Consider the following 23067-nt stretch of genomic DNA (forward strand, 5'->3'; position numbering starts at 1 on the left):
GCACTAGCGTTCTCCTTCCACGTTCTGCAGGTTTACGCGTCGCCAGGTGAGTGCTTCGTCCAGGCGCGGGGAGAAGTAGCGTGCGACGAGCAGCAGGAAGAATGCTGTGAGTCCGACGGTGAGCAGTTGCTGCGGGACAATCAGTGCTGCGAGGATGCCGAGGGCTGCGGCACTCAGTGGGAGTGAGTAGTCGGGGTTGTTTTTGAACGCGTCCATCGCCAGGACGATGAAGAGAGCGACGAGCGCGAATTCGAGGCCCTTAAGGCCTTCGGGGATGACTTGGCCGCCGAGTGCGCCGATGATGCCGCCGCCGACCCACATGCACTGCAAGAGCACCTGGATGGTGAGGAGCCTTGTGCCCGACGGGTTGGTGCCGCGGGGGAGTGCGGAGACGATGGCGTAGGTTTCATCCGTTATTGCGTAAGTGGAATAGGCCTTGCCCGCGGTGGACTGGATGTTCTCCCGCGGGAAACTGAGTCCATAGAAGATGTGACGGAAATTCACCATGAAACCGGTGACCAGGGAGGTCAGCACGCCGGTGCCGCCGGTAACCATGGTGATGGCCAGAAATTCCATGGAGCCGGCGTAAATGACGAAGGAAAAAATCGGTGCCCACCACCAATCAAAGCCGGTTTGCACCATGAGCACACCGAAGGCGATGCCCAACGGGACCATCCCTAAGCCGACGGCCCAGGAATCCCGGATTCCCTTCTTTACTTCCGCATTCATGCAACGCATAGTAACGGAAGTCACCGTAGCCCTGTCAGGGCGGGGCACATTATTATTCCGCTAGTTGTCGCGGATGTCGGCCGGGAAGGTCGAATACAGCGGCAGTGGCATTTGCTGGCGCTTCATCACATCGGACCACAGGTCGGCAGCGCCTGGGGTGATGACGTCTTGGGCGAGAGCCGGAGCGACGAACCAGTCGCCGCGCTGGATTTCTTCGTTGAGTTGGCCCGGGGCCCATTCGGCATAGCCGGCGAAGAAACGCATGCCATCGACAAGCGCTGCAATTTCTTCCGGTTCAGAGCGCAGGTCGACGTGTGCCAGGCGCGGGGCCAGCTTGTTGAGCTGGGGTTCTTTGTCGATGTCGACGCCCTGCTGGGTCATCGCGAGGCCCACGACGGACTGCTGGTTCAGCGGACCGCCGATGTAGAGGGCCTGCGGCTTTGCGACGGCATTGAGCCACTCCGGCAGAACATTGATGACGGCGAGCTCAGAGCGCTTGCACAGGTTCACGCCGAAGGTCATCAGCTCATTGTGTTCCACGACGAGGATGACAGAGCGGGCGAACTCTGGGCTGTTCATGCCAGGGGCAGCAACCAGGAGCTGACCGGGCGCAGGCTCGTTGCGTTCGAGGGCGTTGAATAATCTATCGGCGTACATTGCTATTTAGAATCCCACCACTCGCGCAACTTCGCAATTGCTTCCTCGCGTTCCAGCGGACCATTTTCCAGACGCAGCTCTTTGAGGTAGGCCCAGGCTTGGCCGACTTCCGGTCCCGGCTTGAGATCGAGGATCTCCATGATCTCGTTGCCATCGAGGTCTGGACGCACGCGTGCGAGGTCTTCCTTGGCGGCGATATCGGCGATGCGCTCTTCCAGGTGGTCGTATGTGCGCTGCAGGCGACGGGCCTTCTTGGCATTGCGGGTGGTGCAATCGGCACGCACCAGTTTGTGCAGGCGCGGCAGCAAGTCGCCGGCGTCGGTGACATAGCGGCGCACGGCAGAATCGGTCCACTTGTTCTCACCAAAGCCGTGGAAGCGCATGTGCAAAAAGACCAGGTCACCGATGTCTTGGGTAGTGGACTTCGGGTACTTCAGCTTGCGCAAACGCTTGCGCGCCATTTTCGCGCCGACGACCTCATGGTGATGGAAGGTCACCTTGCCATCGGAGGTATCGCGGGTGGCAGGCTTGCCGATGTCATGCAGCAACGCCGCCCAGCGCAGCACCAGGTCGGGGCCGTCTTCTTCCTGGTCAATGGCCTGACGCAGCACGGTCAGCGAGTGGGCGTAGACGTCCTTGTGCTGAGCGTGCTCATCGGGAGCCATGCGCAGGCCGGGGATCTCCGGGAAGATGTAATCCGCGATGCCGGTATCGCAGAGCAGGTTAATGCCCACCTCCGGGGCCTTACCCAGGATGAGCTTGTCTAGTTCGACCTGGACGCGCTCGACGGTGATGCGCTCAATCTCGGCGGCCATATCGGTCATGGCTTCCTTCACCCGCGGTGCGACGTCGAATTCCAGCTGGGAGGCAAAGCGCGCGGCGCGCAGCATGCGCAGCGGATCGTCGTGGAAAGAGATCTCCGGAGCGTCCGGGGTGTCGAGTACCCCGGCGCGCAGGTCATCCAGCCCGCCCATGGGATCGTGGAAGGTCGAAGTGCCATCGTTAAGCAGCTCAATAGCCATGGCATTGACCTTGAAGTCACGGCGCACCAGGTCGCCTTCCAAGGTATCGCCGTAGACGACCTCCGGGTTACGGGAGTTGCCGTCGTAGGAATCGGCGCGGAAGGTGGTGATTTCGATCTGCTGGCCCTTGTACAGCGCAGACACGGTGCCGAAGTCGATGCCGGTATCCCAGACCTTCTCCGCCCAGTCCTCCAGGATCTCTTGGACTTCCTCCGGGCGCGCAGGCGTGGTGAAGTCGAGGTCGTGGCCCAAACGGTCCAACAGGGCATCACGCACGGAGCCGCCGACCAGGTACAGGGCGTGACCGCGCTCGGCAAAGCGGGAGATCAGCCCGCTTAACAGACCGCTTAATTCTTCAGCGGTTGACTCCGCGCGGGCGAGAACTCCGATTAGCTGAGTGTCCTGAAAATTCACGTCGGCAAGTCTACTACGATTGACCAGGATGACTAACCAAGATCAAGGCGGCAAGAAGGGCTCTTCGCGCAAGGGCCGCAACCGTAACCGCCGCCGACGCCGCCCGGATAACCGGAATCGGGGTCATAAGCGCTACCAGCGCAACACCACGCACATGGAAGTGCGGGATGAGACCTCAGCCGGTGGTCTTGTGGTGTCCGGACTCGCTGAAGCAGTAGGCGAGGATGGACAGGTAGATCTCTCCCAGATCTATGTGGCACTCATTGGTCGTCTCGACCGCCGGGGTCGGCTGTTGTGGTCCATGCCGAAGGGGCATGTCGAAAACAATGAGCCGAAGAATCTGACTGCCCAGCGTGAGGTGTGGGAGGAAACCGGTATTCACGGTGAGGTCTTCGCGGATCTCGGCGTGATTGATTACTGGTTTGTCTCCGATGGGGTGCGCATCCACAAGACGGTGCACCATCATCTGCTGCGCTTTGTCGATGGCATCTTGAACGACGAAGACCCCGAGGTCACCGAGGTCTCGTGGATTCCGGTCTCGGAGCTTATTGAGCACCTGGCTTATGCCGATGAGCGCAAGCTGGCGCGTATTGCCCATGATCTGCTTCCCGATCTCGCGCGAAAGGAAGCGGCCGCAGGAAAGGCGACTCCCCGGTGATCCGGCGCCAGAAAAGCCGCACCGCGCCCATTCTTACAGCTAGCGCGGCGGCCCTGTTGCTCGCGACCCCACTGCCGGTGGCACCGTCGGCGTCGGCAGCCATCGATTCCGAGGCCAACGACACCCCCAACCCGGCCTGGGGCACTGCCCGTATGTCCAGTGAGTTGGACTTAGAGCTTATCGATGCCGTCCCCATCCACACCGGCGATACCTTTAACGCCCGCATTCGGGTCCATAATCCAACCGGTCAGGCCATTGAGGATCTGCACGTCAATCCCCGGCGCGGTGGGGCAGCAGAGTCCACCGAGCAAGCGCGTTCCGAGCTGACCTTTGGTGCTTTTCCTTTCTATGGCCGCAGCGTCGAGGTCGGCACGTTGGAGCCGGGGGAGACCCGCGAAATCGACGTCGAGGTTCCCACGAACATCAGCGAGGAATTCACTCTCGGCATCGAGGACCCGGGCGTGTACCCGATGATGTTTACGCTGACTGGCAGCCGCGATGGCGAGAGCAACAGCTTTGCCGACGAGCGTTTCCTGCTGGAGGTCCTCGGCAACAACGCCACGCCTGACGATGCAGAAAACCTCACCCTGATCTATCCCATCACCGCGGACCTGGACATCGTGCCCGGTGAAACAGGGGATGAGGAACTCATTTTGTCCTCCGATAACTTAGCCGCCGAGCTTTCCCCGGGCGGGCGCCTGGATATCTTGCTCCACGAGTACCTTGACCACGACCTCAAAGGTGCTGGTTGCGTGGCACTCGACCCCGGCCTCGTCGATACCGTGCATCGCATGGCCGACGGCTACACCGTCCACGACACCCGCCCGCCGATTGGTCGTCCGCCGCAGCGTCTGCGCGATTCCTGGACCAACAGCGAGGAAGACTACCGCGGTGAGCCCGGCACCGGCAGTGCCGCAGCCGCGGAGTGGATTGCTAACCTCAAGCAGCTCGACTGTGTCATGACCATGCCCTGGGCAAACACGGATGCCTCTGCAATTGCGAAGACACGTAACGAGTGGATGCGCCACGAGGCTGTTAGCCGCGGTGCAGAAACCATCGAGCGCATCACCGGCAATCCGGTCACCACGAACCTGGTGGCCGTGGGTTCCGGCTACGTCAGCGAGGATCTCCAGGAACCTGCCTTGGTGGCGGATAACTCTATCTGGGCGGGCCAAGCAACGACCTTTGATGCCTCCTTGGGAACCCTGCTGGCCCAGTCCGGGCCGAAGCCGCAAACCACCGGTTATTCGGATCCCTCCTTGCGCTATGACTACCGCATGGATTCCCGACGCGCCCGTGCGCTCACTGCTGCCGCAGCAATCAATGTGGCGGTGGGGGAGCAGGAATCCGTCGCAAAGCTGCCCAATTACCTGGGCCCACTGACCGCGGCGAGCGTACTGGATACCGCACAGCGCCTGCTGGATGAGAACCAGGCTCGTGCCCGCAGCGTAACCGACCTACCGCTGGAACCGGCCCCGGAGGGCACCCCGGGCAGCCCCTATGAGGACCCCGCGGAGCTTAACCCACCAGATGTCGTGCAGGTCCAGCAGCTGGCGGCGTACACCGATGAGCTGACCGGCATGATGGTCAACGACCCAGCGATTTCGCTGACGCGCTATGGCTTCACGTTGCCGCTGCGGCGGAATCTGCTCACTGCAGTCAGCCTCAACGATCGTGGCACCCGAGGCGGCTACGATGTCGCGGTGCGCGAGCAGCATGAGCGCCTCGATGAGCACGGCACGACCCTGCGCGAGTTGCGTGATTCAGTCTCGCTCATCCCGCCGGGCAATGTGTACACGCGCGTGTCGGATTCTTCGCCGCTGCTCATCGTGGCCAAAAATGGTCTACCTCTGCCGGTGGAAGCAACCATGCTTTACGATGCCCCCGACGACACCCGCCTGAACACCCCGTCGACGGTCCGCATTCCAGCCAAGGGGTCGATTACGGTATCCATGACCGCTGATATCCCCAGCGGCGCCCGACGCAGCGATATCGGACTGTGGTTGGCAACACCCGAGCGGCAGGCTATTTCCGAGCCGATCACTATTGGTGTGCAGACCCGCGCCGGTATCGTAAGTACGTATGGAATCGGCATCCTGGCCGGTCTCGCGCTCATCCTTGCCCTATTGTTCAGGCTAGGAAAGCAGAAAAAGAATAGGCGACAAAGATAGTTCTCTATGACTAATAACTCTGGCCGCGCGGCCGAATCAGCAGCGGAAGCACACACCGCGGATACCCCTGCACCAGCGGGTGTCCGCGGCCGTATTGTGACTGCGTCTCCGCCGGCTCCGGTTCCGGAAAAGCGCACGCCTCCGCCGAATGCGCAGCCTCCGGTGCCTCCGGAGGAGGATAAGTCTGCGCTGACCGGTGATAATGCCGGCAACGATGACGCTAGTTCGGATGGCAACGTCATTCGCGCTACCGGCACGATGGCGATTGCCACTCTGCTCTCGCGCATCACGGGCTTTTTGCGCCAGATGCTCATTGGCGCCACGCTTGGCGCAGTTGTCGGTACGGCCTTTTCCAGTGCGAACCAGATCCCGAACCTGGTTACTGAGATCGTTTTGGGCGCGGTGCTGACCTCCCTGGTCGTGCCGGTACTGGTCCGTGCGGAAAAAGAGGACGCCGACCGCGGACGGGACTTCGTCCGAAGACTCTTTACGCTGGCCTTTAGCCTGCTTGCGGTAGTCACGGTGCTGTCGGTGATATTCGCACCATTCCTCACCAGAATGATGCTGCCCGAAGACAGTAAGGCCAACGCGGTTCAGGCAACATCCTTGGCATTCTTGCTGTTGCCGCAGATTATGTTCTACGGGCTTTTCGCCCTCTTCCAGGCAGTCCTCAACACTAAGAACATCTTCGGCCCCGGTGCTTGGGCGCCGGTGGTCAACAACATCATTTCCATTTCGGTGTTGTTGGCTTATCGCTTAGTCCCTGGCGCACTCGATCCTTATGGCGATACACCAGTTAGTGACCCGCACGTGCTCTTGCTGGGCTTAGGTACGACCGCCGGCGTCGTGGTGCAGTGCCTCATCCTGGTGCCGTATCTGAAGAAGGCAGGCATCGACCTGCGCCCGCTGTGGGGCATTGATGACCGCATCAAGCAGTTCGGCGGCATGGCCGTAGCAATTATCGCCTACGTTGCCATCTCCCAGCTGGGCTACGTGGTCACCTCCCGTGTGGGTGCATACGCCGATGAGGGCGCCCCGCTGGTCTACCAGAACGCCTGGCTGATGCTGCAGGTCCCATACGGAGTCATTGGTGTCACCCTGCTGACGGCAATTATGCCGCGCCTGTCGCGCAATGCTGCCGATGGCGACGTCAAGGCCGTGGTCCGCGACCTCACCTTGGGCTCCAAGCTGACCTTTATCGCGCTGATTCCGATCGTCATTTTCATGACCGGTTTCGGTATCCCGATCGCCCGTGCGCTCTTCCAATACGGTGCCTACGGCGCTGATAGTGCTGAGCAGCTCGGCCTGACGATTAGCTTCTCCGCCTTCACCCTGATCCCTTACGCCCTGGTGCTGTTGCACCTGCGTGTCTTCTACGCCCGTGAGGAAGCCTGGACGCCGACGTTCATCATCGCCGGCATTACGCTGACCAAGATTGTGCTGACCCTCCTGGCACCTGCTGTGGCAGACTCCCCGGAGCGCGTCGTCATCCTCCTGGGTACCGCAAACGGCTTCGGTTTCGTCTCCGGTGCGGTTATCGGTGGCTTCTTGCTTAAGCGCAAACTCGGCAGTCTCGGCGGCAAGGAACTCTCGCAGACCATCCTCTGGTCGGTCGGTTCCGGTGTCGTCGGCCTGGCAGTCTCCGGTGCCCTCTACTGGGGTCTCAACCTGCTGTTGCCGGATCAGCTGCCCTCTTTGGTCTACCTGCTCAAGGTCGTTGTCTTTGGCCTGATCTTCATCGTGATCACCGGCCTGGTCCTGGCCAAGTCCGGCCTTCCGGAGGTCCAGAACCTGGGCCGCGCACTGCAGCGCATCCCGGGTGCCTCCCGCTTCATCAAGGTCGATACCAGCAAGGCCATCGAGGTCGAAGAACCCGGCCTGCAGGAAATCCAGCCGATGTTCAGCGCGGATGCCTTCAACTCCTCACCGGTCCCACCACCGATGTCCGCCGGTATCGTCCGCGGCCCACGCCTGGTGCCGGGTGCCCCGGTTTCCGATGGCCGTTTCCGCCTGCTGCAGGACCAGGGTGCCGTCCCCGGCGCGCGTTTCTGGCAGGCCCGCGAGCAGGCCACCGGCCGCCTGGTCTCCCTGACTTTCGTCGACACCACCGGCGAGGCACCTATGGCTCCGGTTGCTCCGGCCGTTGCGGCGCGCCGTTCCGCGGAGATTTCCCGCAACACCCGCAAGCTGGCTGAGATGAACCTCGACACTGTCGCCGACAACATCGAGATTCTGTCCTACCGCTCCGGCTGCCTCGTCGTCGCCGATTGGGTGGAGGGCACCTCCCTTAAACAGGTCGCCCAGGCCGATAACCTCGACCCGAAGTCCGTGGCCCAGGCAACCGCGCCATTGCTTTCCGATGCCGCCACCGCCCACGAAGCCGGCCACAGCCTCGGCGTGGATCACCGCGACCGCTTCCGCATCTCCACCTCCGGTGTGGCCATGGTGGCCTTCCCCGCAGTGCTTGACGATGCCACCCCGGCCAGCGACCGCGAAGCCTTGTCCAGCGCCCTGGAGCTGCTCGTTGGTTCCACCACCCCGACCCCGCAGGTGCTCGAGAACATCTCTGACGATGCCCAGCTCAGCTCCGATGAGGTAGCCGCCCGCTTGGAAGAGGCCTACGGAGAACTCGATGCCGCCGATGAGGATTCCCGCGACGACGCCGAAGAAACTGTCGCTACCGCCAAGGGCCTGACCCTGGAAGGCATCGCTCAGCGCCTGCGTGAGTTCGCACCAGCTGACGATGCCCCGGAAGAAGCCCTCCCGGTCGAAAGCGTGGCCACCCCAGTCGACGAGGACCCCGAGGCCGAAGCCGGCTTTGGCGGCCGCAGCTACTCCAGCTCCGGTGTGGTCATGATTGGTGTCTTTGCCACCATCTTCGTCGTCGCCATGGCAGCGCTAACCACCTGGGTCATGTCGCTGCTGAGCACCGAAGACAGCCTCTCGCCGGTCGACCCACAAGCCATCCAGGCACCAGTGACCGTCCCGGATACACCGCCGGTCCTGCTGGAAGAGACCTCTGCAGTCTCCATCCCAGATGGCGAGGATGCCGAGAACGTCATCGACGGCGATCGCAGCACCATGTGGACTGCCGAGAAAGAAGGCGAAGGCGTACTCATCAGCGTTGCCGACCCGACCTTCCTGCAGATCCTGCAGGTCCAACAGGCCCGTTCCACCGGCGCGACCTACGAGGTATACGGCGTCGATGCCGACGACTTCGATGTGGAAAACCCCAACTTCAACGACCTGACCAAGCTGGCCGAAGGCGAATTCGAAGTCAGCTCCGGCCACGAGGACATCGAATTAGAAGAAGTGGCCAAGAAGTTCGACTCGATCGTGTTCATCTTCGACAGCTTCGACGAGGATGACGAAGACGCACACCTCCTCGAAGTCGGCCTCGTTGGCCAGGCTTAAGCGCCACTACCAACTCCACTTAAATCCCAGCACCGCTTTCACCAGCGGCGTTGGGATTTATCTTTAACCTTTTAGTTAAAGCTTGAAGTTTTACAACAGCAGGACTAGCATCATAGTTGACACATCAATAACATTTCTTGAAGGAGAAATCATGAGCAACCTGACCGGTACCTACGTCCTGGATTCCGCCCACACCACCATCGGCTTCGTCGCCCGCCACGCCATGGTCACCAAGGTCCGCGGCCACTTCGACAACTTCGACGCTTCCTTTACCATCGCCGAGAACATCAGCGACTCCACCGCTGAAGCCACCATCAAGGCAGCCTCGATTAACACCAACAACGACGACCGCGACGCCCACGTTCGCGGCGAAGACTTCTTCGACGTAGAAAGGTTCCCCGAGCTGACCTTTAAGGCCACCGCATTCAACGTTGACAACAATGGCAACGGCACCGTCACCGGTGACCTGACCATCAAGGGCACCACCCAGTCCGTCACCCTGGACGTCGATTCCGAAGGCATCGCCGAAGACCCCTTCGGCAACACCCGCTTCGGCTTCGAAGGCTCCACCAAGATCAACCGCAAGGACTTCGGCATCAACTTCAACGCTCCACTCAACACCGGCGGCGTCTTAGTCTCCGAAGAAATCAAGATCGAAATCGAAGGCTCCGCCATCAAGCAGTAGCCCTCGCAAACACACAGTCCCCGACCGGCAGCGAATTCGCTGCCGGTCGGGGACTCTGTCATCTCTATCTCTCAATCAACCTTCTCGTACACCGTCCGGCGGTCGCCTTGGGTACCGCGCATGCGTACATGCCCATGATCGATCAACCACGACAAAGCGAATCGAGCCTGGCCCTGCGAAAGACCTGTTGCCTCAACGAGTTCATTGAACGTAGCAGGGGAGTCCAGTGCACCCAACAGCGCTGGACCGTTCTTTGTCATCTTGTCGCTCTTCTTCGGGCTGACCTTAAAGTCAAGCTGAGGAGCAGTTACCTTTCCAGGAAGTGCATAGGTCTTCCTGCGGCCGCGTTTAGTTTCTACGACATCCACTGCACCCTTGACCTCTTGCAAAATAGAGCGCGCCTCAGCCTGTGAGACTCCAAATTCATCTCTGATTCTAGGAACGGACCATTCTTCGCCCGCATGCAATCTGAAGATCACAGACAAAGCCTCCGAAGCAATATCGCTGTCATGCGGATTGTCCTTGAGGTACTGAAGCTCGGCGTTACTCAGCAAGGAATGACGAGAGAGCTGAACGGTAAAAGAAATACCCTTGTCGATGAATCGTGGCTCACGGAGGCCAGCTAAACGCATCGCCTTCACTGCTTCAGCGATACCGCCACCTTCACCTTCAATGACGCGAGAGCCATCTGCCATGCGAATACGCTTGCAGATTTCATACAAAGTCGGATTAACAGCAGACTTTCCTCCAGGTTGTCCCAACTGTTGCTCAGACACTCCCCATAAACCACCCGGGCTGGAGATAGTCAACGAGTCTTTACGAATCCGAATTTCTACCCGCTTACCAGCCGTTACTGCATCAAGATTCCGGTGAATCAGAGCATTCGCAATGATCTCTCGAACAGCGATCATTGGGAGCTCTTCGCTGTCTTTACCTTTGCCACTCGCGTCATAGCCCATCGTGGTGTGTGTATTTCTACGAACCCACTCAAGCGACTGATCCAAAAGATCGGGGACTGGGCCAGTGAAATGAGATAGGTCGCGAGTTCGCGCGCCGTCTTGCGCAGAATCCAACTGAACAGCAGCAGTAACTCCCAGACTGGGATTAATGCGTTGGGGAGCAGCACCTAATGCGTAGAGACCTGCCAAACTAATCTTGCCTTCACGGCTGGTGACGCCAGTATTAAAGAGGATCTCTTCATCACTCATGAGCTGCATGCGTCGCGATTCCACGCGGGAAGCCGCAATGTATTTTGCACAGAGATCAGCATCAAGATCTTCGATCGCACTATCAGAGATAAACTCAGCATCAGGCATAGTCCTGCGCAAACTTTGAGTCTTGAGCAGCTCAATCTGCGAAATCTCTTGCTCACTCAACGCATAGTCGCCATCGGCCTGACGTAGATAAGCAATACCTGCATAGCGGGCAGGGCGCGCAGACAAGGGAAGCCCTAATACATCGCAGACTAAGACTTTTTTGCCTTTCACACTTACAGTTGAAAAGTTGCACTGTACCGGTGGATCCACCGCTTCACGTGCTTGAGAAACCACCGCTTGCTCGTAGTCTGCAACTTTTTCGACTCCCACAATGTTGAAGTCTGCCTTCTCATCAATACCAAGAATGATGGTTCCGCCATCAGGTGTATTACCAAAAGCAGACAGCGATTCCCCCAGGCCAGGCACACCATCACGGGCAGCTTTGACCTCTACTTCGGTCTTGTAGCCACCACGTGCCCGCAGCTCGTCAATGAGCTTAAGTACATCATTACTAGTCCACATCACACTTAAACTTTAAGTGTGCCAGACTTAAACTTCAAGTGTCACAGTGGAACTTACAGTGTGACTTTGAGTGTTTAAGTCTGACTTACAGTGTAAGTCTTAGAGTTGCAGTGTGGGGGAGTGGGGGCGGCGTCGTTAAGCAATGTGCCCCGGGTGGCACGGGGAGGGGGAGTACTTCCTATATTGGGTTTATGACTCAAGCTACTCTCACTCATCAGGAAGCTGCGCAGCGTGCTGCGGCGCTGGATATTGCGGCTTATCATTTGCACCTTGATCTTTCACAGGCAACGTCGGCAGAAACTTACCCGGTTTCTGTGGCGATCGAGCTGACGAGTTCGACCTCGGAGACCTTCCTGGATTACTTAGGTGATTCGGTATCGTCGCTGCGTGTTGACGGTAAAGACCAGGATGTGGAGTTCGACGGTGCCCGTATTGCGGTCCGCGATATTCCAACGGACCGGCCAGTCCGCGTGGAGGTCGAGGGTGCCTCTACTTATTCGCGTACGGGTCAGGGTCTGCACCGCATGCATGACCAGGCGGATGACAATACGTATTTGTACTCGCACTTGGAGCCTTCCGATGCCCGCCGTATCTTCCCGTGCTTTGACCAGCCGGATATGAAGGCGGTCTTCCATGTGACGATGACCGCACCGGCCGCGTGGGAGATTTTGTCGAATCAGCCGGAGGTTTCACGGGAAACATCGCAAAGCATGGCGACGGTGAGCTTTGCACCCACGCCGAAGCTGTCGACCTATTTGACCTCGTTCGCGGCAGGCCCTTATGTATCGACCGAGCGCGAGTGGACCGCGCCGGATGGGGAGCACTCGGCGCACCTGCGGGCCTATGCGCGCGCGTCGATGGGGGAGTACCTCGACGACGAGATCCTGGAAATTACTGCGCAGGGCATGGACTTCTTCCATGAGGCTTTCGCCTACCCGTACCCGTGGGGCAAGTACGACTCCATTTTCGTGCCCGAGTACAACCTCGGAGCCATGGAGAACCCGGGCCTGGTGACCTTTACGGAAAAATACCTCTTCCGTTCCACCGCGACCCGTGCGCAGCATGCCGCACGTACTAATACGATTCTGCACGAGATGTCGCACATGTGGTTCGGCGACCTGGTAACTCCGCAGTGGTGGGATGACCTGTGGCTGAAGGAATCCTTCGCCGAATACATGGGTGCAGATGCTTCCGTGGAGGCTACCCAGTATCACGAGGCGTGGACGAACTTTGCTGGTCAACGTAAGAATTGGGCCTACTCGCAGGACCAGCTGCCGACCACGCACCCGATTAAGGCAGAGATTCCGGATGTGGATGCCGCGCGCCAGAACTTCGATGGCATTACCTATGCCAAGGGTGCGGCAGTGCTCAAGCAGTTGGTGCACTACGTCGGTCGGGATAACTTCTACGCTGGCGCGCGCGATTACTTCCGCAACCATGAGTTCGCGGCGGCAACGTTCGCAGACTTGTTGAAGGCTCTCGCACCGCACACCGACCGGGATCTGGATGCCTGGTCGGATGCGTGGCTGCGTACCTCAGGTCCGGATACGCTCATTCCGGAGCTCACCGTTGCTGATGGCAAGGTCACCGAATTCAGCATTACTGCCGAGGCTGCTGAACAAACTCGCCCGCATCGCCTCAACGTCAGTTTTTTCGACGGTCAGTTAAAAAAGGCCGCTGAGCTGGACGTTGACCTGCCGGCCGGCGGTGACAAGACCGTGATTTACTCTGCTTCCGGCTTGGATGCCCCGGCTTTGGTGCTGCTTAACGATGCCGACCACACCTACGCCAAGGTCCGCTTCGACTCCGATTCCTTGCAGTTGCTGCGTGAGCATCTGTCCGACATCGACGATGAGCTATCCCGCGCGGTTATCTGGACCTCGCTGTGGAACATGAGTCGCGATGGTGAGTGGGATGCGCAGTCCTATATCGATACCGTCCTCGCCCATGCCCCAGCGGAAACGAACCCGTCGCTGCTGACAACTGCCTTCGCAAACGCGCAGTATGCGTTGAGCCATTATGTGCCAAAGGATCGTCGTGAAGCAGCGCGCACTGACTATGCGGAGAAGATCTGGAAGCTGATGCAGGATGCGGAGGCTGCCAGCGATACTCAGCTCGTCCTGGCACGTGCTGCCATTGGTGCGGCAGCAGCGACCCCGGAGGAGTCCGGAACGCAGAAGCTGGAATCGCTACTGGGCGGTGACGTTGACGGCCTGCGCCTGGACCCGGATATTCGCTGGGCCATCTTGCGTGGACTGGCTGCCCGCAATGCGGTGGAGCCAGAACAACTGGATGCCGAATTGCAGCGCGATGACACTCTCACCGGCGCCGCTGCACACCTGGGTGCAACCCACGCTTTCCACGCCCCAGAAATTAAACAGCAGGTTTTCAACGAACTACTCGTTCCGAACAAGTACTCCAACGCAGAGGTGGACTCGCTGTTGGCTGCGTTTAACGCACCGCGTTCGAGTGAGCTGACTGATCCTTTCGCGGAGGAGTTCTTCGCAAAGGTGGAAGAGATCTGGGCCCAGCACCCCATCGAGATTGCCAACCGCCTGATTCGTGGGCTTTACCCAGAGCTGCCGACCTCGGATGCGGCAACCGATGAGTTGCTTTCCCGCGACATCCCGGGTGCACTGCGTCGCGTGCTGCTGGAATGCCAGGACAACCAGCGTCGTACGCTGCGCGTGCAGGAGGCTAACGCCTAAGGCTTCGTGCTTGTCGACGGCCCTGCCCAATGTATTGGGCCGTTGAGACCGCGCTCACTTTCTTCCCCTCGGATAAAACAGTGTCTAACACTTGTTGATCCGGGGGGAATCTTCATATGTCACGTTCACGTGAGCGCAGCGATCAGGAATTGGTCGATGCTTTTATCGAAGGCGATAACAAAGCCTTTTCTGCCATTGTGGAGCGCCATCGCCACCGTTTATCTACTGTGGCCAGGCGCTATACGCGCAATGACGACGATGCTCAAGACGTCGTGCAGGAAGCATTGTTGCGCGCGAGCAGCAGCATTCATACCTATCGTCGCGAGTCGGCGTTCTCGACGTGGTTGCACCGCCTGGTGATGAATTCTGGTTATGACTACCTCAACCACAAGGCCAATAAGGAGAATCTCTCCTTTGAGGACCTAGAGATCTCCCCGGATGCCAATCCCATTCTGGGGCATAACCCGTCCAATTACATGGCCACCAAGGTGACGGTGCTGGACGCGCTGCGGAAGCTGCGTGCTGATCAACGGGCTGCGATATATCTCACCGATGTCATTGGCTATCCGCTTCGCGATGTTGCCGAGGCCCACGGCGTCCAGCCCGGCACCATCAAATCACGTCGTGCGCGGGCACGAAAGAAACTGCGCGAAGCCATCTACTAAACAACTTCACATCGTGTTCGGGGGAGTTGGTCACAGTTGCGCATCAACACCCGCCACGGGTGCTTCTTGATGCCGGTATTTCTTGATGCCGCGGGTAGACTCGGGTCGTTACGCGACTTGAATCGAACTAGAGGGAGTTAGCAATGACCGTCCACGATGTCGCCATCGTTGGCTCCGGCCCCGCCGGATACACCGCAGCTCTATACGCCGCTCGCGCTGAACTCAGCCCCATCGTCTTCGAGGGCTTCGAGTACGGCGGCGAACTGATGAACACCACCGAGGTAGAAAACTACCCGGGCTTCCAGAAGGGCATCATGGGCCCAGAGCTCATGGAAGAAATGCGCGCCCAGGCCATCCGCTTTGGTGCGGACCTGCGCATGGAGGTCGTCGATTCCGTCGAGCTCGAAGGCGAAATTAAGAAGCTGCACGTAGGCGATGAGGTCTTTGAGGCCCGCACTGTCATTCTCGCCACCGGTGCTGCACCGCGTCATCTGGGTATCCCGGGTGAGGAAGAACTGTCCGGTCGCGGTGTGTCCACCTGCGCTACCTGCGATGGCTTCTTCTTCAAGGGCCACAAGATTGCTGTGGTTGGTGGCGGCGACTCCGCTATGGAGGAAGCAACCTTCCTGACAAAGTTCGCTGAGTCGGTCACCATCATCCACCGCTCGGAGAACTTCCGCGCTTCCCAGATCATGCTGGACCGTGCTCGCGAGAATGAGCAGATCAACTGGGAGCTCAACAAGGTCGTCGAAGAGGTCCTGGAAGAAGACGGCAAGGTTGCCGGCCTGCGCCTCAAGGACACTGTCACCGGCGAGACCTCCACCCTCGATGTCACCGCAATGTTCGTTGCCATTGGTCACGACCCGCGCTCCGGCTTCCTGGACGGCCAGGTCGATCTCAACGAGGCTGGCTACGTGCTCGTGGAGCAGCCATCCACTAAGACCTCCCTGCCGGGTGTCTTTGCTTGTGGTGACCTGGTCGATGACCACTACCAGCAGGCTATTACCGCTGCTGGTTCTGGCTGCCGCGCAGCTATCGATGCGGAACATTTCCTCGCAGAAAGCCGTTAGATCCTGATATGAGCACTATTAAAAACGTCACCACTGACAACTTCCGTAACGAGGTTATTGAGGCCGATAAGCCGGTCGTCGTTGACTTCTGGGCGGAATGGTGCGGTCCGTGCAAGAAGCTCTCGCCCATCCTCGAAGAGATAGCTGAAGAGCTTGGTGATTCGGTCAGCATCACCAAGGTAAACGTCGATGAGCAGCGTAATCTCGGTGCCATGTTCCAGATCATGTCGATCCCTTCCGTCTTGATTTTCAAGGACGGCGAGAAGGTCGATGAGTTTAATGGTCTGCGTTCAAAAGATGACATCGTGGCGCAAATTAAAAACCATCTGTAGATGGGTAATCTAAACCGTACTGGCACAACCGTTGAAAGAAACCCGCACTGCACCGGAAAGGGGTGGGCATGAACCGCGTTTTAAAAGTTGGGGACACTAGTGTCCGCGTTGCTGAAGCACGCGTGACGCTGGCCCGACTTGGCCTACTCGCGGAGTATTCGGGTGATGTCGCGGACTGGAAGAAGCAGAAGTTCTCTGAGCAGGACAAACTGTTTGAACCAGAACTCGCGGAAGTCATCAAGGCCTTCCAGCAAACCCGCGGCATCGTGCCCACCGGCGATATTGACGATCTCACCCTGCGGGAACTACGCCACGCCTCCTATACCTTGGGCGCGCGCGTGCTCTCCTATGAGCCCAGCAATGAGATGGTCGGCGACGACGTCGCACAGCTGCAAAAGCAGTTGCAGGAACTCGGTTTCTACCAGGCACGTATCGACGGCCACTTTGGTCCGGATACCTATGCCTCGCTGTCTGAGTACCAGCTCAACTACGGCCTGCAGGACGACGGTGTCTGCGGACCCACCACCATCAATGCACTCAGCCTTTTGGGTCGTCGCATTACGGGCGGTTCTGCCCACAACATCCAAGAGCGTGAGCGAGTGCGCAACGCTGGCCCGAAGCTGGCCGGCAAGCGCGTGGTCATCGACCCAGCTTTAGGTGGCAAGAACAAAGGCCAGACCGTTAAGGGACGCTTCGGTGACATCACCGAAGAAGACATCCTGTGGGATCTCACCGAGCGCATCGAAGGCCGCATGATTGCCGCTGGCATGGAAACCATTATCTCCCGCCCGCGCAACGACGATCCTTCAGCCAAGTCCCGTTCGGAGATGGCCAATGCTTTCGGCGCTGACCTCATGATCTCCCTGGCGTGCGATAGCTACCCGAACGAAAAAGCCAACGGCGTAGCTTCTTTCTACTTTGGTGCCGAAGCCGCCAACTCTTCCCTCATTGGGGAGCAGCTCTCGGGCTTCATCCAACGTGAAATCTGTGCCCGCACGGATCTGCAGAACTGCTGGAACCACGGCCGCACCTGGGAAATCCTGCGCTTGACCCAAATGCCAGTAGTCCAGGTCGTCCTCGGTTACCTAACCAACCCACACGATGTCGAACAACTGCGCAATCCCAAGGTCCGCGATGACATCGCCGAAGCAATCGTCGTTGCCGTCAAGCGCCTCTACCTCCTCGAAGAAGACACCGCCATTACCGGCACCTACAACTTCGCCGAACTGCTTCGCGCCGAGAAATCGTCGTAAGTAACCTCGCGAACTCCAAGGCTCAACGCATTAGCGTTGGGCCTTAATTTATGTTTGGCGCTAGGCGAAGGCTTTAGCTAGGACGTCGTCGACAGCTGCTGCGGAAAGCAGATCGTGTGCAGGTGGTAGTTCGAGACGGAGGCGGGGGAGTACTGGGTGATCGGCGACGACTTCGAAGCCGGCACCCTTGAGGTGTTCGACTTTGAGTAGGCCGATGCGTCCGGGTTTGTGGCCGAGGAAATCCTGGGCCTCGCGTGGTTCGCCGTAGTATCCGAAGGCTTCGATGGCGGTGGAGCCGCGGTTGGTGAGGTTCATCAAGACGGCATCGATAAGCACTGCTTCCAGGCCCCGCTCGGCGCGGTTGGACTTGATGAACAGTGAGCTTAAGATTTCGGCATCCTCGCTGACCGGGGCGGTGGGGAGTTTCTGCGCGCCCGGAGCATCTTCGCGGCGGCAGAAAAAGATGGTGGCTTCATCGCCGATGGTGAAACCGCAATCGCCGAAGTTGAGCAGGGTAGCGGACAGCCACGCTTCCTTCTCAAAAGCGGGATCGGTGACCTCACTTTCGGTCTCCCAAAACACCGAGCGGGCAGCCTCCGGATGGAGGAGACTGCCCTGCTTGACCGGCTCGAGCATGTTAGCGGTCCTGCTCGCCCTCGATGAGCTGCATGATGCGCTCGAAGTCTTCCTGGTCGCCGAACTCGACAACCATCTTGCCCTTGCGCTTGCCCATGGTGACAGTGACCTTGGTGTCGAAGCGATCGGAGAGGCGCTCCGCGGAATCGGTGAAGTACTGCGGCTGCGGGGTCGGCTGCTTCTTCTTCGGGGTATCGGTCTTGCCCTCGCGCTTGTAGAGGGTGACAGCTTCCTCGGTGGCACGGACAGACAGGCCTTCAGCAACAACGCGATTGGCGATGTGCTCCATGCCCTCCGGGTCATCGAGGCTGAGCAGCGCGCGGGCGTGACCGGCACTGAGAACGCCAGCGGCAACACGCTTTTGGACGTTAACCGGCAGGCGCAGCAGGCGGATCATGTTAGTGATCTGCGGGCGGGAACGGCCCAGGCGATCAGCCAGTTCGTTCTGAGTGACGCCGAATTCTTCGAGCAGCTGCTGGTAGGCGTTGGCCTCTTCCAGTGGGTTGAGCTGTACGCGGTGGATGTTTTCCAGCAGGGCATCGCGAAGCAGGTCATCGTCTTTGGTGTCGCGGACGATAGCAGGAATCGTCGCCAAGCCTGCCTTGGACGAGGCACGCCAGCGGCGCTCACCCATGATGAGTTCGAAGCCGCCTTCGTCGGCAGGGCGCACGACGACTGGCTGCAGCAGGCCGAACTCGCGGATGGAGTGAACCAGCTCGTTGAGCTCATCTTCGTCGAAGGTGCTACGTGGCTGCTTCGGGTTCGGGATGATGTCGCCGATAGCGATTTCGCGGTAGGTTGCACCGATGGCAGCCGGGCGGGCCTGGCGTTTCTTGGAGCCACCGCCACCGGAGGACTGCTGAATGGTCGGCGCACCCTTGACCCGCTTGGATTCGCCTTCCTTAGGCGTGCTGGTGGCAGCACCCAAGATGATGTCAGCGGCGGAATCACCCAGGCGTGGCTTGCGGCTAGGCGCATCTGGCCCAGAAGGGATCAGTGCTGCCAGACCCTTGCCAAGTCCACCTTGTTTGTTCTGCGACATGCTTTAACCCTGTCCTTCCAGTTCCGCGTAAATCTCTGGGCTCACACCGATAGCGCCGGTGCTCGGGTGCGGGGTGTAGTCCCCGCGCCTGTCTAGTTCTCGACCGGCTGCGGCATAAGCGCGTGCACCGGTAGAGGATGGATCATACTCAATGACTGTCTTACCGTAACCGGGCGCCTCGGAGACACGAATGGAGCGCGGAATCACATTGCCCAACACCACGGCACCGAACTGTTCGCGTACCTCGGCGGCAACCTGCTCGGCGAGTTTGGTGCGTGCGTCATACATCGTCAGCAGCACTGCAGAGATGTGCAGATCCTCGTTCAGGTGCTCCCGAATCATGGTGATATTGCCCAGCAGCTGGCCCACGCCCTCCAGTGCGTAGTACTCGCACTGGATCGGGATGATGACCTCTTCCGCGCAGGTAAACGCGTTGATGGTCAGCAAGCCCAGCGAAGGCGGGCAGTCGATGAAGACGTAGTCAAAGCCGTGCTCTTCGAGGAAGCCGTTATGCAGGGCATCATAAAGCCGGAACTCACGACGCACCAGGGAGACCATTTCAACCTCAGCACCAGCCAAGTCAATGGTCGCCGGGATGCAATACAGCTGCGGGGTCGACGGGCAAGCCTGCATGGCTTGTTCCGCAGTGCGGTCGCCAAGGAGGACTTCGTAGGAAGAATCAGTGCCGGAAGTATGCACGGCACCGACCGCAGTGGAGGCATTTCCCTGCGGATCCAGGTCAATCACCAGTACCTTCTTGCCGGTATCGGCCAGGGCGGCCGCAAGGTTCACCGCACTGGTGGTCTTGCCGACGCCGCCCTTCTGATTAGCAATGGTGATAAGACGTGGATTAGTCATGCCGTCTACTCTAGTTCACGCGCGGGACACGGATAATCGTGGTTCCCGAAATGGTGCTGACCTCGGCCTTTCCACCACCGGCGCGCTTGATATCAGCTACGTCGCGTTCCAGTTCTTCATGCACCGAAGAACCCTTCAGGGCAATCATTTCGCCACCCTTGCGCACCAGCGGCAACGACCACTTAGCCAGCTTGCCCAGGGGTGCCACGGCACGAGAAGTCACAACATCAGCGCCGCCAACTTCCTTTTTCACTGGGCCTTCTTCAGCGCGACCACGGATGACGGTGACGTTATCCAAGCCGAGCTTATCGACGATTTCCTTCAGGTAATTCGAGCGCTTCAGCAGCGGCTCTACCAAGGTGATTTTGAGATCCGGGCGAGCAATCGCCAGCGGGATACCTGGCAGGCCGGCACCAGATCCAACGTCGACGACGCGGGCGCCGTCCGGGATAACTTCATTAACAACGGCGCAGTTGAGGATGTGACGCTCCCACAGGCGCGGGACCTCACGGGGTCCTATAAAACCACGAGTGGACACAGGGGATATCTCCTTGTGTTTAGTTTTGCTTCTTATTCTGTTGCTTACGCTGCTTCTTGGTGCGGTGGTCCAGCTTGCGAGCACCAGGCTTTGGAGCAGAAGTGCGCTTCTTTTCGATGCGTGCCTCTTCCTCCTGGGCCTCTTCCTCATCCATCTTTCCGTAGATGATGCGGGTCTGGAAGAAGGTCCAGACGGTGTTAGCCAGCATGTAGAACAACAGACCAATCGGCCAGATGAAGCCGGAGAAGATCAGCATGGCCGGCATGACCCAGAGCATCATCTTGCTCATCATGGCCATCTGCTGCTGCATCATCTGCGCGTTGTCATCCTGCGGTGCCGGGGTCTTGCCGGACAGGCGACGCTGCTCCTGGCGGTCCAAGGACATACGAGCGTTGAAGTGAGTCAGCGTTGCAATGATCGCGATCATCGGAACGATGATGACTGCTGCCTGAGCAACGGAGATATCCTCCAGAACCGGGGAGTTCACACGCAGGTTTGCCACCAGCGGAACGCCGAAGATCTTGGCATCCAGAAACTGCTGAACCAGCTCCGGGCTGAAGATGTAGTTCGCGGTGTTGCGGTTTTCCTCGACGGTCATCGGACCGCCGGCTGGGTGGCCAATGCCGCCAGCGACGTCGACGGTGCGGTCGAAGGAGCGCAGCACGTGGAACAGACCAATGAACATTGGGATCTGCGCCAGGACCGGCAGACAGCCTGCCAGCGGACGGATGCCAGATTCCTTGTAGACCTTCTGCATCTCCTGTGCAGCCATGGTCTTGTCATTGCCGTACTTAGTACGGATTTCTTGCAGCTTGGGCTGCACTTCCTGCATCTTGCGCGACGATCGGATCTGGTTGATGGTTGGTTTCACCATCAGCAGCTTCAGCGTCCAGGTCAGCAAAATGATTGCCAGAATCCAGGTAATACCCCAGGCAGGGTCCATTACCAAGCTCAGCAACCAGTGCCAGAACCACAGCACGGCCGAAATGGGCCAGTAGATGATATTTAGCACGGGTGTTGAAGTCCTCAGTTGTTGTTCGGTTCCGGAACGGGGTCATACCCACCCGGATGCCAGGGTCCACATTTAAAGATCCTGGCTATGGCCATAATGCTGCCCTTGGCTGCGCCATGAACTGACAGCGCTTCCAGGGCATACGCACTGCAAGTCGGTTCAAACCGACAGGTTGAAACCATCTTAAGCGGCGAGACATATTTTTGGTAGAAGCGCACCGCCTTCACGAGCGGTTGTGCGCTAGGTCGCGCCTTGGGGATGGGTTCGCCGTCGGAATTTAGGTATTCCATACTTTGCGCAGCGCCTTGGTGATGTCTTTACGGAGTTGCTCACTCGAAGCGGTGGCGCTTGCCGGGAGCGCGCGGATGACGATGTCGGCTGTCACCGGCAGTTCATCCACTAACGACAGGCACACATGCCGAAGCCGCCGAGACGTGCGATGGCGAAGCACCGCATTCCCGACGGCTTTGGAAACCACGAGACCGAAACGCGGTCCAGCCGCGTCAATTTCGGTGTCGTGTGAGCTGTCTGCCGGCACATTTCGAAAGTGCACGACAACTGTGCGCGACCCGGCACGCCGCCCACCTTTAATGGTTCGCCGAAATTGCTGCGGCGAGGTGAGCTTGTGCTGGTGCGGAAGCATGACTTAAGCAGTCAGCTTTGCACGGCCCTTCTTGCGACGAGCCGCCACGATGGCGCGGCCGGCGCGGGTGTTCATGCGGGTACGGAAGCCGTGCTTACGAGCACGACGACGGTTGTTCGGCTGGAACGTGCGCTTTCCCTTTGCCACGTTAATTCTCCTTGAAGTTGTACGCGGGGCGGCAGCCTTCGGCCAGCGCCCCACGGGTGCGTGTAAATCGCGGGAAAAATACGAGTTACAGCGTCATCGTGACGCCATCGATCCCACGTGCAACATCTTCGTTGCGATAGACCATGACAGATTACGCGATTTGACGGGGCCTGAACAAATCGACACCCGGGTACACCCGAAATTACAAGAATGTTTTTCTTCCCAGCTAGACCGCCAGATCCGCCCTGTGGACTGCACGATGTTAACCCACCGAAACCACCGCGCGACACCGCCCAATAAAGTGCACCGATTTTCGCTAGACACCCCTGCGCAAACGGCTGTAAAACTAAAGAATCAAATTCCACAGGCACCCACAGGGTGTGAATAACTCTCAACTACAACTTTAGACTTTCGGCATTTTCGCAGGTCAAAGGTTAAAGTACCCGATTAAGAGTTATCCACACCCATGGACTAGGCTGTGGATAACCTTTTCTTTCACAGCTGTGGATAACTCTGTGGATGGGGAGGTAAGCCGCTAAAAACCGGTGTGGAAGACTCCGTGGAAATTTTAGTGAAAACTGTAATTTCAAAAGTCTGCGCACCTGACCGACCGACCACGTCCAAAAGGTAGTGGA

General features: G+C 58.9%; 20 protein-coding genes and 1 pseudogene. 9 read left to right on the plus strand and 12 right to left on the minus strand.

Annotated elements, in window-relative coordinates; genetic code table 11:
- Positions 1–3: 3 nt before the first annotated feature.
- From UL81_RS11310 to UL81_RS11320, 3 genes are read right to left on the minus strand one after another with little or no spacing between them, the layout of a single operon-like run.
- Positions 4–729, minus strand: a complete 726-nt coding sequence (locus UL81_RS11310; RefSeq protein ID WP_035106131.1) for an AzlC family ABC transporter permease — start codon at positions 727–729, stop codon at positions 4–6.
- Positions 730–789: 60 nt separating this feature from the next.
- A complete protein-coding gene (locus UL81_RS11315) occupies positions 790–1386 on the minus strand; it encodes a YqgE/AlgH family protein (protein WP_035106130.1) in 597 nt (198 codons plus the stop codon).
- Between the two features lie 2 nt (positions 1387–1388).
- Positions 1389–2822 (minus strand): CCA tRNA nucleotidyltransferase, encoded by a 1434-nt coding sequence (locus UL81_RS11320; protein WP_046453613.1) that lies wholly within the window; start codon positions 2820–2822, stop codon positions 1389–1391.
- A 16-nt stretch (positions 2823–2838) separates the two neighbouring features.
- Here UL81_RS11320 and UL81_RS11325 point away from each other — a divergent pair.
- From UL81_RS11325 to UL81_RS11340, 4 genes and pseudogenes are all read left to right on the plus strand, one after another.
- Positions 2839–3480: pseudogene (locus tag UL81_RS11325) on the plus strand (NUDIX hydrolase); the annotation flags it as partial.
- A gap of 56 nt (positions 3481–3536) precedes the next feature.
- A complete protein-coding gene (locus UL81_RS11330; protein ID WP_236684479.1) occupies positions 3537–5651 on the plus strand; it encodes a DUF6049 family protein in 2115 nt (704 codons plus the stop codon).
- A gap of 6 nt (positions 5652–5657) precedes the next feature.
- Positions 5658–9065 carry a murein biosynthesis integral membrane protein MurJ gene (gene murJ / locus UL81_RS11335; protein ID WP_046453614.1) on the plus strand — a complete coding sequence of 1136 codons (3408 nt, stop codon included), beginning with the start codon at positions 5658–5660 and terminating at the stop codon, positions 9063–9065.
- A 151-nt stretch (positions 9066–9216) separates the two neighbouring features.
- Complete coding sequence (locus UL81_RS11340; RefSeq protein ID WP_046453615.1) at positions 9217–9750, plus strand: YceI family protein; 534 nt, start codon at positions 9217–9219, stop codon at positions 9748–9750.
- A 71-nt stretch (positions 9751–9821) separates the two neighbouring features.
- Here the strand turns inward: UL81_RS11340 and UL81_RS11345 are convergent, their stop codons facing one another.
- Complete coding sequence (locus tag UL81_RS11345; RefSeq protein ID WP_052097760.1) at positions 9822–11528, minus strand: ATP-binding protein; 1707 nt, start codon at positions 11526–11528, stop codon at positions 9822–9824.
- Positions 11529–11719: 191 nt separating this feature from the next.
- Between UL81_RS11345 and pepN the strand changes: the two genes are divergently transcribed.
- The 5 genes from pepN to UL81_RS11370 all read left to right on the plus strand — a co-directional run bounded on the left by pepN (position 11720) and on the right by UL81_RS11370 (position 17556).
- Positions 11720–14236, plus strand: coding sequence for an aminopeptidase N (gene pepN / locus UL81_RS11350; RefSeq protein ID WP_046453616.1), 2517 nt, complete (start codon positions 11720–11722; stop codon positions 14234–14236).
- 116 nt (positions 14237–14352) lie between these two features.
- Positions 14353–14901 carry a sigma-70 family RNA polymerase sigma factor gene (locus UL81_RS11355; protein ID WP_035106128.1) on the plus strand — a complete coding sequence of 183 codons (549 nt, stop codon included), beginning with the start codon at positions 14353–14355 and terminating at the stop codon, positions 14899–14901.
- Between the two features lie 143 nt (positions 14902–15044).
- Complete coding sequence (gene trxB, locus UL81_RS11360) at positions 15045–15971, plus strand: thioredoxin-disulfide reductase (RefSeq protein ID WP_035106127.1); 927 nt, start codon at positions 15045–15047, stop codon at positions 15969–15971.
- Between the two features lie 8 nt (positions 15972–15979).
- Positions 15980–16303: a thioredoxin gene (gene trxA, locus UL81_RS11365; protein WP_035106126.1), complete on the plus strand. Its 324-nt coding sequence runs from the start codon at positions 15980–15982 to the stop codon at positions 16301–16303.
- Between the two features lie 68 nt (positions 16304–16371).
- A complete protein-coding gene (locus UL81_RS11370) occupies positions 16372–17556 on the plus strand; it encodes an N-acetylmuramoyl-L-alanine amidase (protein WP_035106125.1) in 1185 nt (394 codons plus the stop codon).
- A gap of 60 nt (positions 17557–17616) precedes the next feature.
- Here the strand turns inward: UL81_RS11370 and UL81_RS11375 are convergent, their stop codons facing one another.
- The 8 genes from UL81_RS11375 to rpmH are packed head-to-tail and all read right to left on the minus strand — an operon-like array spanning position 17617 to position 22432.
- Complete coding sequence (locus tag UL81_RS11375; protein WP_035106124.1) at positions 17617–18192, minus strand: hypothetical protein; 576 nt, start codon at positions 18190–18192, stop codon at positions 17617–17619.
- Position 18193: 1 nt separating this feature from the next.
- Positions 18194–19234: a ParB/RepB/Spo0J family partition protein gene (locus tag UL81_RS11380; protein ID WP_035106123.1), complete on the minus strand. Its 1041-nt coding sequence runs from the start codon at positions 19232–19234 to the stop codon at positions 18194–18196.
- A 3-nt stretch (positions 19235–19237) separates the two neighbouring features.
- On the minus strand, positions 19238–20092 hold the full coding sequence (locus tag UL81_RS11385) for a ParA family protein (RefSeq protein ID WP_035106122.1): 855 nt from the start codon (positions 20090–20092) through the stop codon (positions 19238–19240).
- A gap of 10 nt (positions 20093–20102) precedes the next feature.
- A complete protein-coding gene (gene rsmG, locus UL81_RS11390) occupies positions 20103–20630 on the minus strand; it encodes a 16S rRNA (guanine(527)-N(7))-methyltransferase RsmG (RefSeq protein WP_407921714.1) in 528 nt (175 codons plus the stop codon).
- 19 nt (positions 20631–20649) lie between these two features.
- Entirely contained in the window at positions 20650–21642 is a 993-nt protein-coding gene (gene yidC, locus UL81_RS11395) for a membrane protein insertase YidC (protein WP_046453617.1), read from the minus strand.
- Positions 21643–21656: 14 nt separating this feature from the next.
- Positions 21657–21932: a membrane protein insertion efficiency factor YidD gene (yidD, locus tag UL81_RS11740; protein ID WP_081961489.1), complete on the minus strand. Its 276-nt coding sequence runs from the start codon at positions 21930–21932 to the stop codon at positions 21657–21659.
- On the minus strand, positions 21920–22285 hold the full coding sequence (gene rnpA, locus UL81_RS11400) for a ribonuclease P protein component (RefSeq protein WP_035106120.1): 366 nt from the start codon (positions 22283–22285) through the stop codon (positions 21920–21922). Before rnpA ends, yidD begins: the two co-directional genes overlap by 13 nt.
- 3 nt (positions 22286–22288) lie before the next feature.
- Entirely contained in the window at positions 22289–22432 is a 144-nt protein-coding gene (rpmH, locus tag UL81_RS11405; RefSeq protein WP_035106118.1) for a 50S ribosomal protein L34, read from the minus strand.
- Between the last annotated feature and the right edge of the window lie 635 nt (positions 22433–23067).

Origin of the sequence: Corynebacterium camporealensis (genome assembly GCF_000980815.1) — a bacterium.
Taxonomy (GTDB): domain Bacteria; phylum Actinomycetota; class Actinomycetes; order Mycobacteriales; family Mycobacteriaceae; genus Corynebacterium; species Corynebacterium camporealense.

What these genes read in the sequence shown, in the direction of transcription:
- UL81_RS11315 (WP_035106130.1), bottom strand. Translation starts at nt 1,386, where the DNA reads ATGTACGCCGATAGATTATTCAACGCCCTCGAACGCAACGAGCCTGCG.
- rnpA (WP_035106120.1), bottom strand. Translation starts at nt 22,285, where the DNA reads ATGCTTCCGCACCAGCACAAGCTCACCTCGCCGCAGCAATTTCGGCGA.
- murJ (WP_046453614.1), top strand. Translation starts at nt 5,658, where the DNA reads ATGACTAATAACTCTGGCCGCGCGGCCGAATCAGCAGCGGAAGCACAC.
- UL81_RS11310 (WP_035106131.1), bottom strand. Translation starts at nt 729, where the DNA reads ATGAATGCGGAAGTAAAGAAGGGAATCCGGGATTCCTGGGCCGTCGGC.
- yidD (WP_081961489.1), bottom strand. Translation starts at nt 21,932, where the DNA reads ATGGAATACCTAAATTCCGACGGCGAACCCATCCCCAAGGCGCGACCT.
- pepN (WP_046453616.1), top strand. Translation starts at nt 11,720, where the DNA reads ATGACTCAAGCTACTCTCACTCATCAGGAAGCTGCGCAGCGTGCTGCG.
- UL81_RS11340 (WP_046453615.1), top strand. Translation starts at nt 9,217, where the DNA reads ATGAGCAACCTGACCGGTACCTACGTCCTGGATTCCGCCCACACCACC.
- UL81_RS11345 (WP_052097760.1), bottom strand. Translation starts at nt 11,528, where the DNA reads ATGTGGACTAGTAATGATGTACTTAAGCTCATTGACGAGCTGCGGGCA.
- UL81_RS11380 (WP_035106123.1), bottom strand. Translation starts at nt 19,234, where the DNA reads ATGTCGCAGAACAAACAAGGTGGACTTGGCAAGGGTCTGGCAGCACTG.
- trxB (WP_035106127.1), top strand. Translation starts at nt 15,045, where the DNA reads ATGACCGTCCACGATGTCGCCATCGTTGGCTCCGGCCCCGCCGGATAC.
- trxA (WP_035106126.1), top strand. Translation starts at nt 15,980, where the DNA reads ATGAGCACTATTAAAAACGTCACCACTGACAACTTCCGTAACGAGGTT.
- UL81_RS11375 (WP_035106124.1), bottom strand. Translation starts at nt 18,192, where the DNA reads ATGCTCGAGCCGGTCAAGCAGGGCAGTCTCCTCCATCCGGAGGCTGCC.
- UL81_RS11385 (WP_035106122.1), bottom strand. Translation starts at nt 20,092, where the DNA reads ATGACTAATCCACGTCTTATCACCATTGCTAATCAGAAGGGCGGCGTC.
- UL81_RS11355 (WP_035106128.1), top strand. Translation starts at nt 14,353, where the DNA reads ATGTCACGTTCACGTGAGCGCAGCGATCAGGAATTGGTCGATGCTTTT.
- UL81_RS11370 (WP_035106125.1), top strand. Translation starts at nt 16,372, where the DNA reads ATGAACCGCGTTTTAAAAGTTGGGGACACTAGTGTCCGCGTTGCTGAA.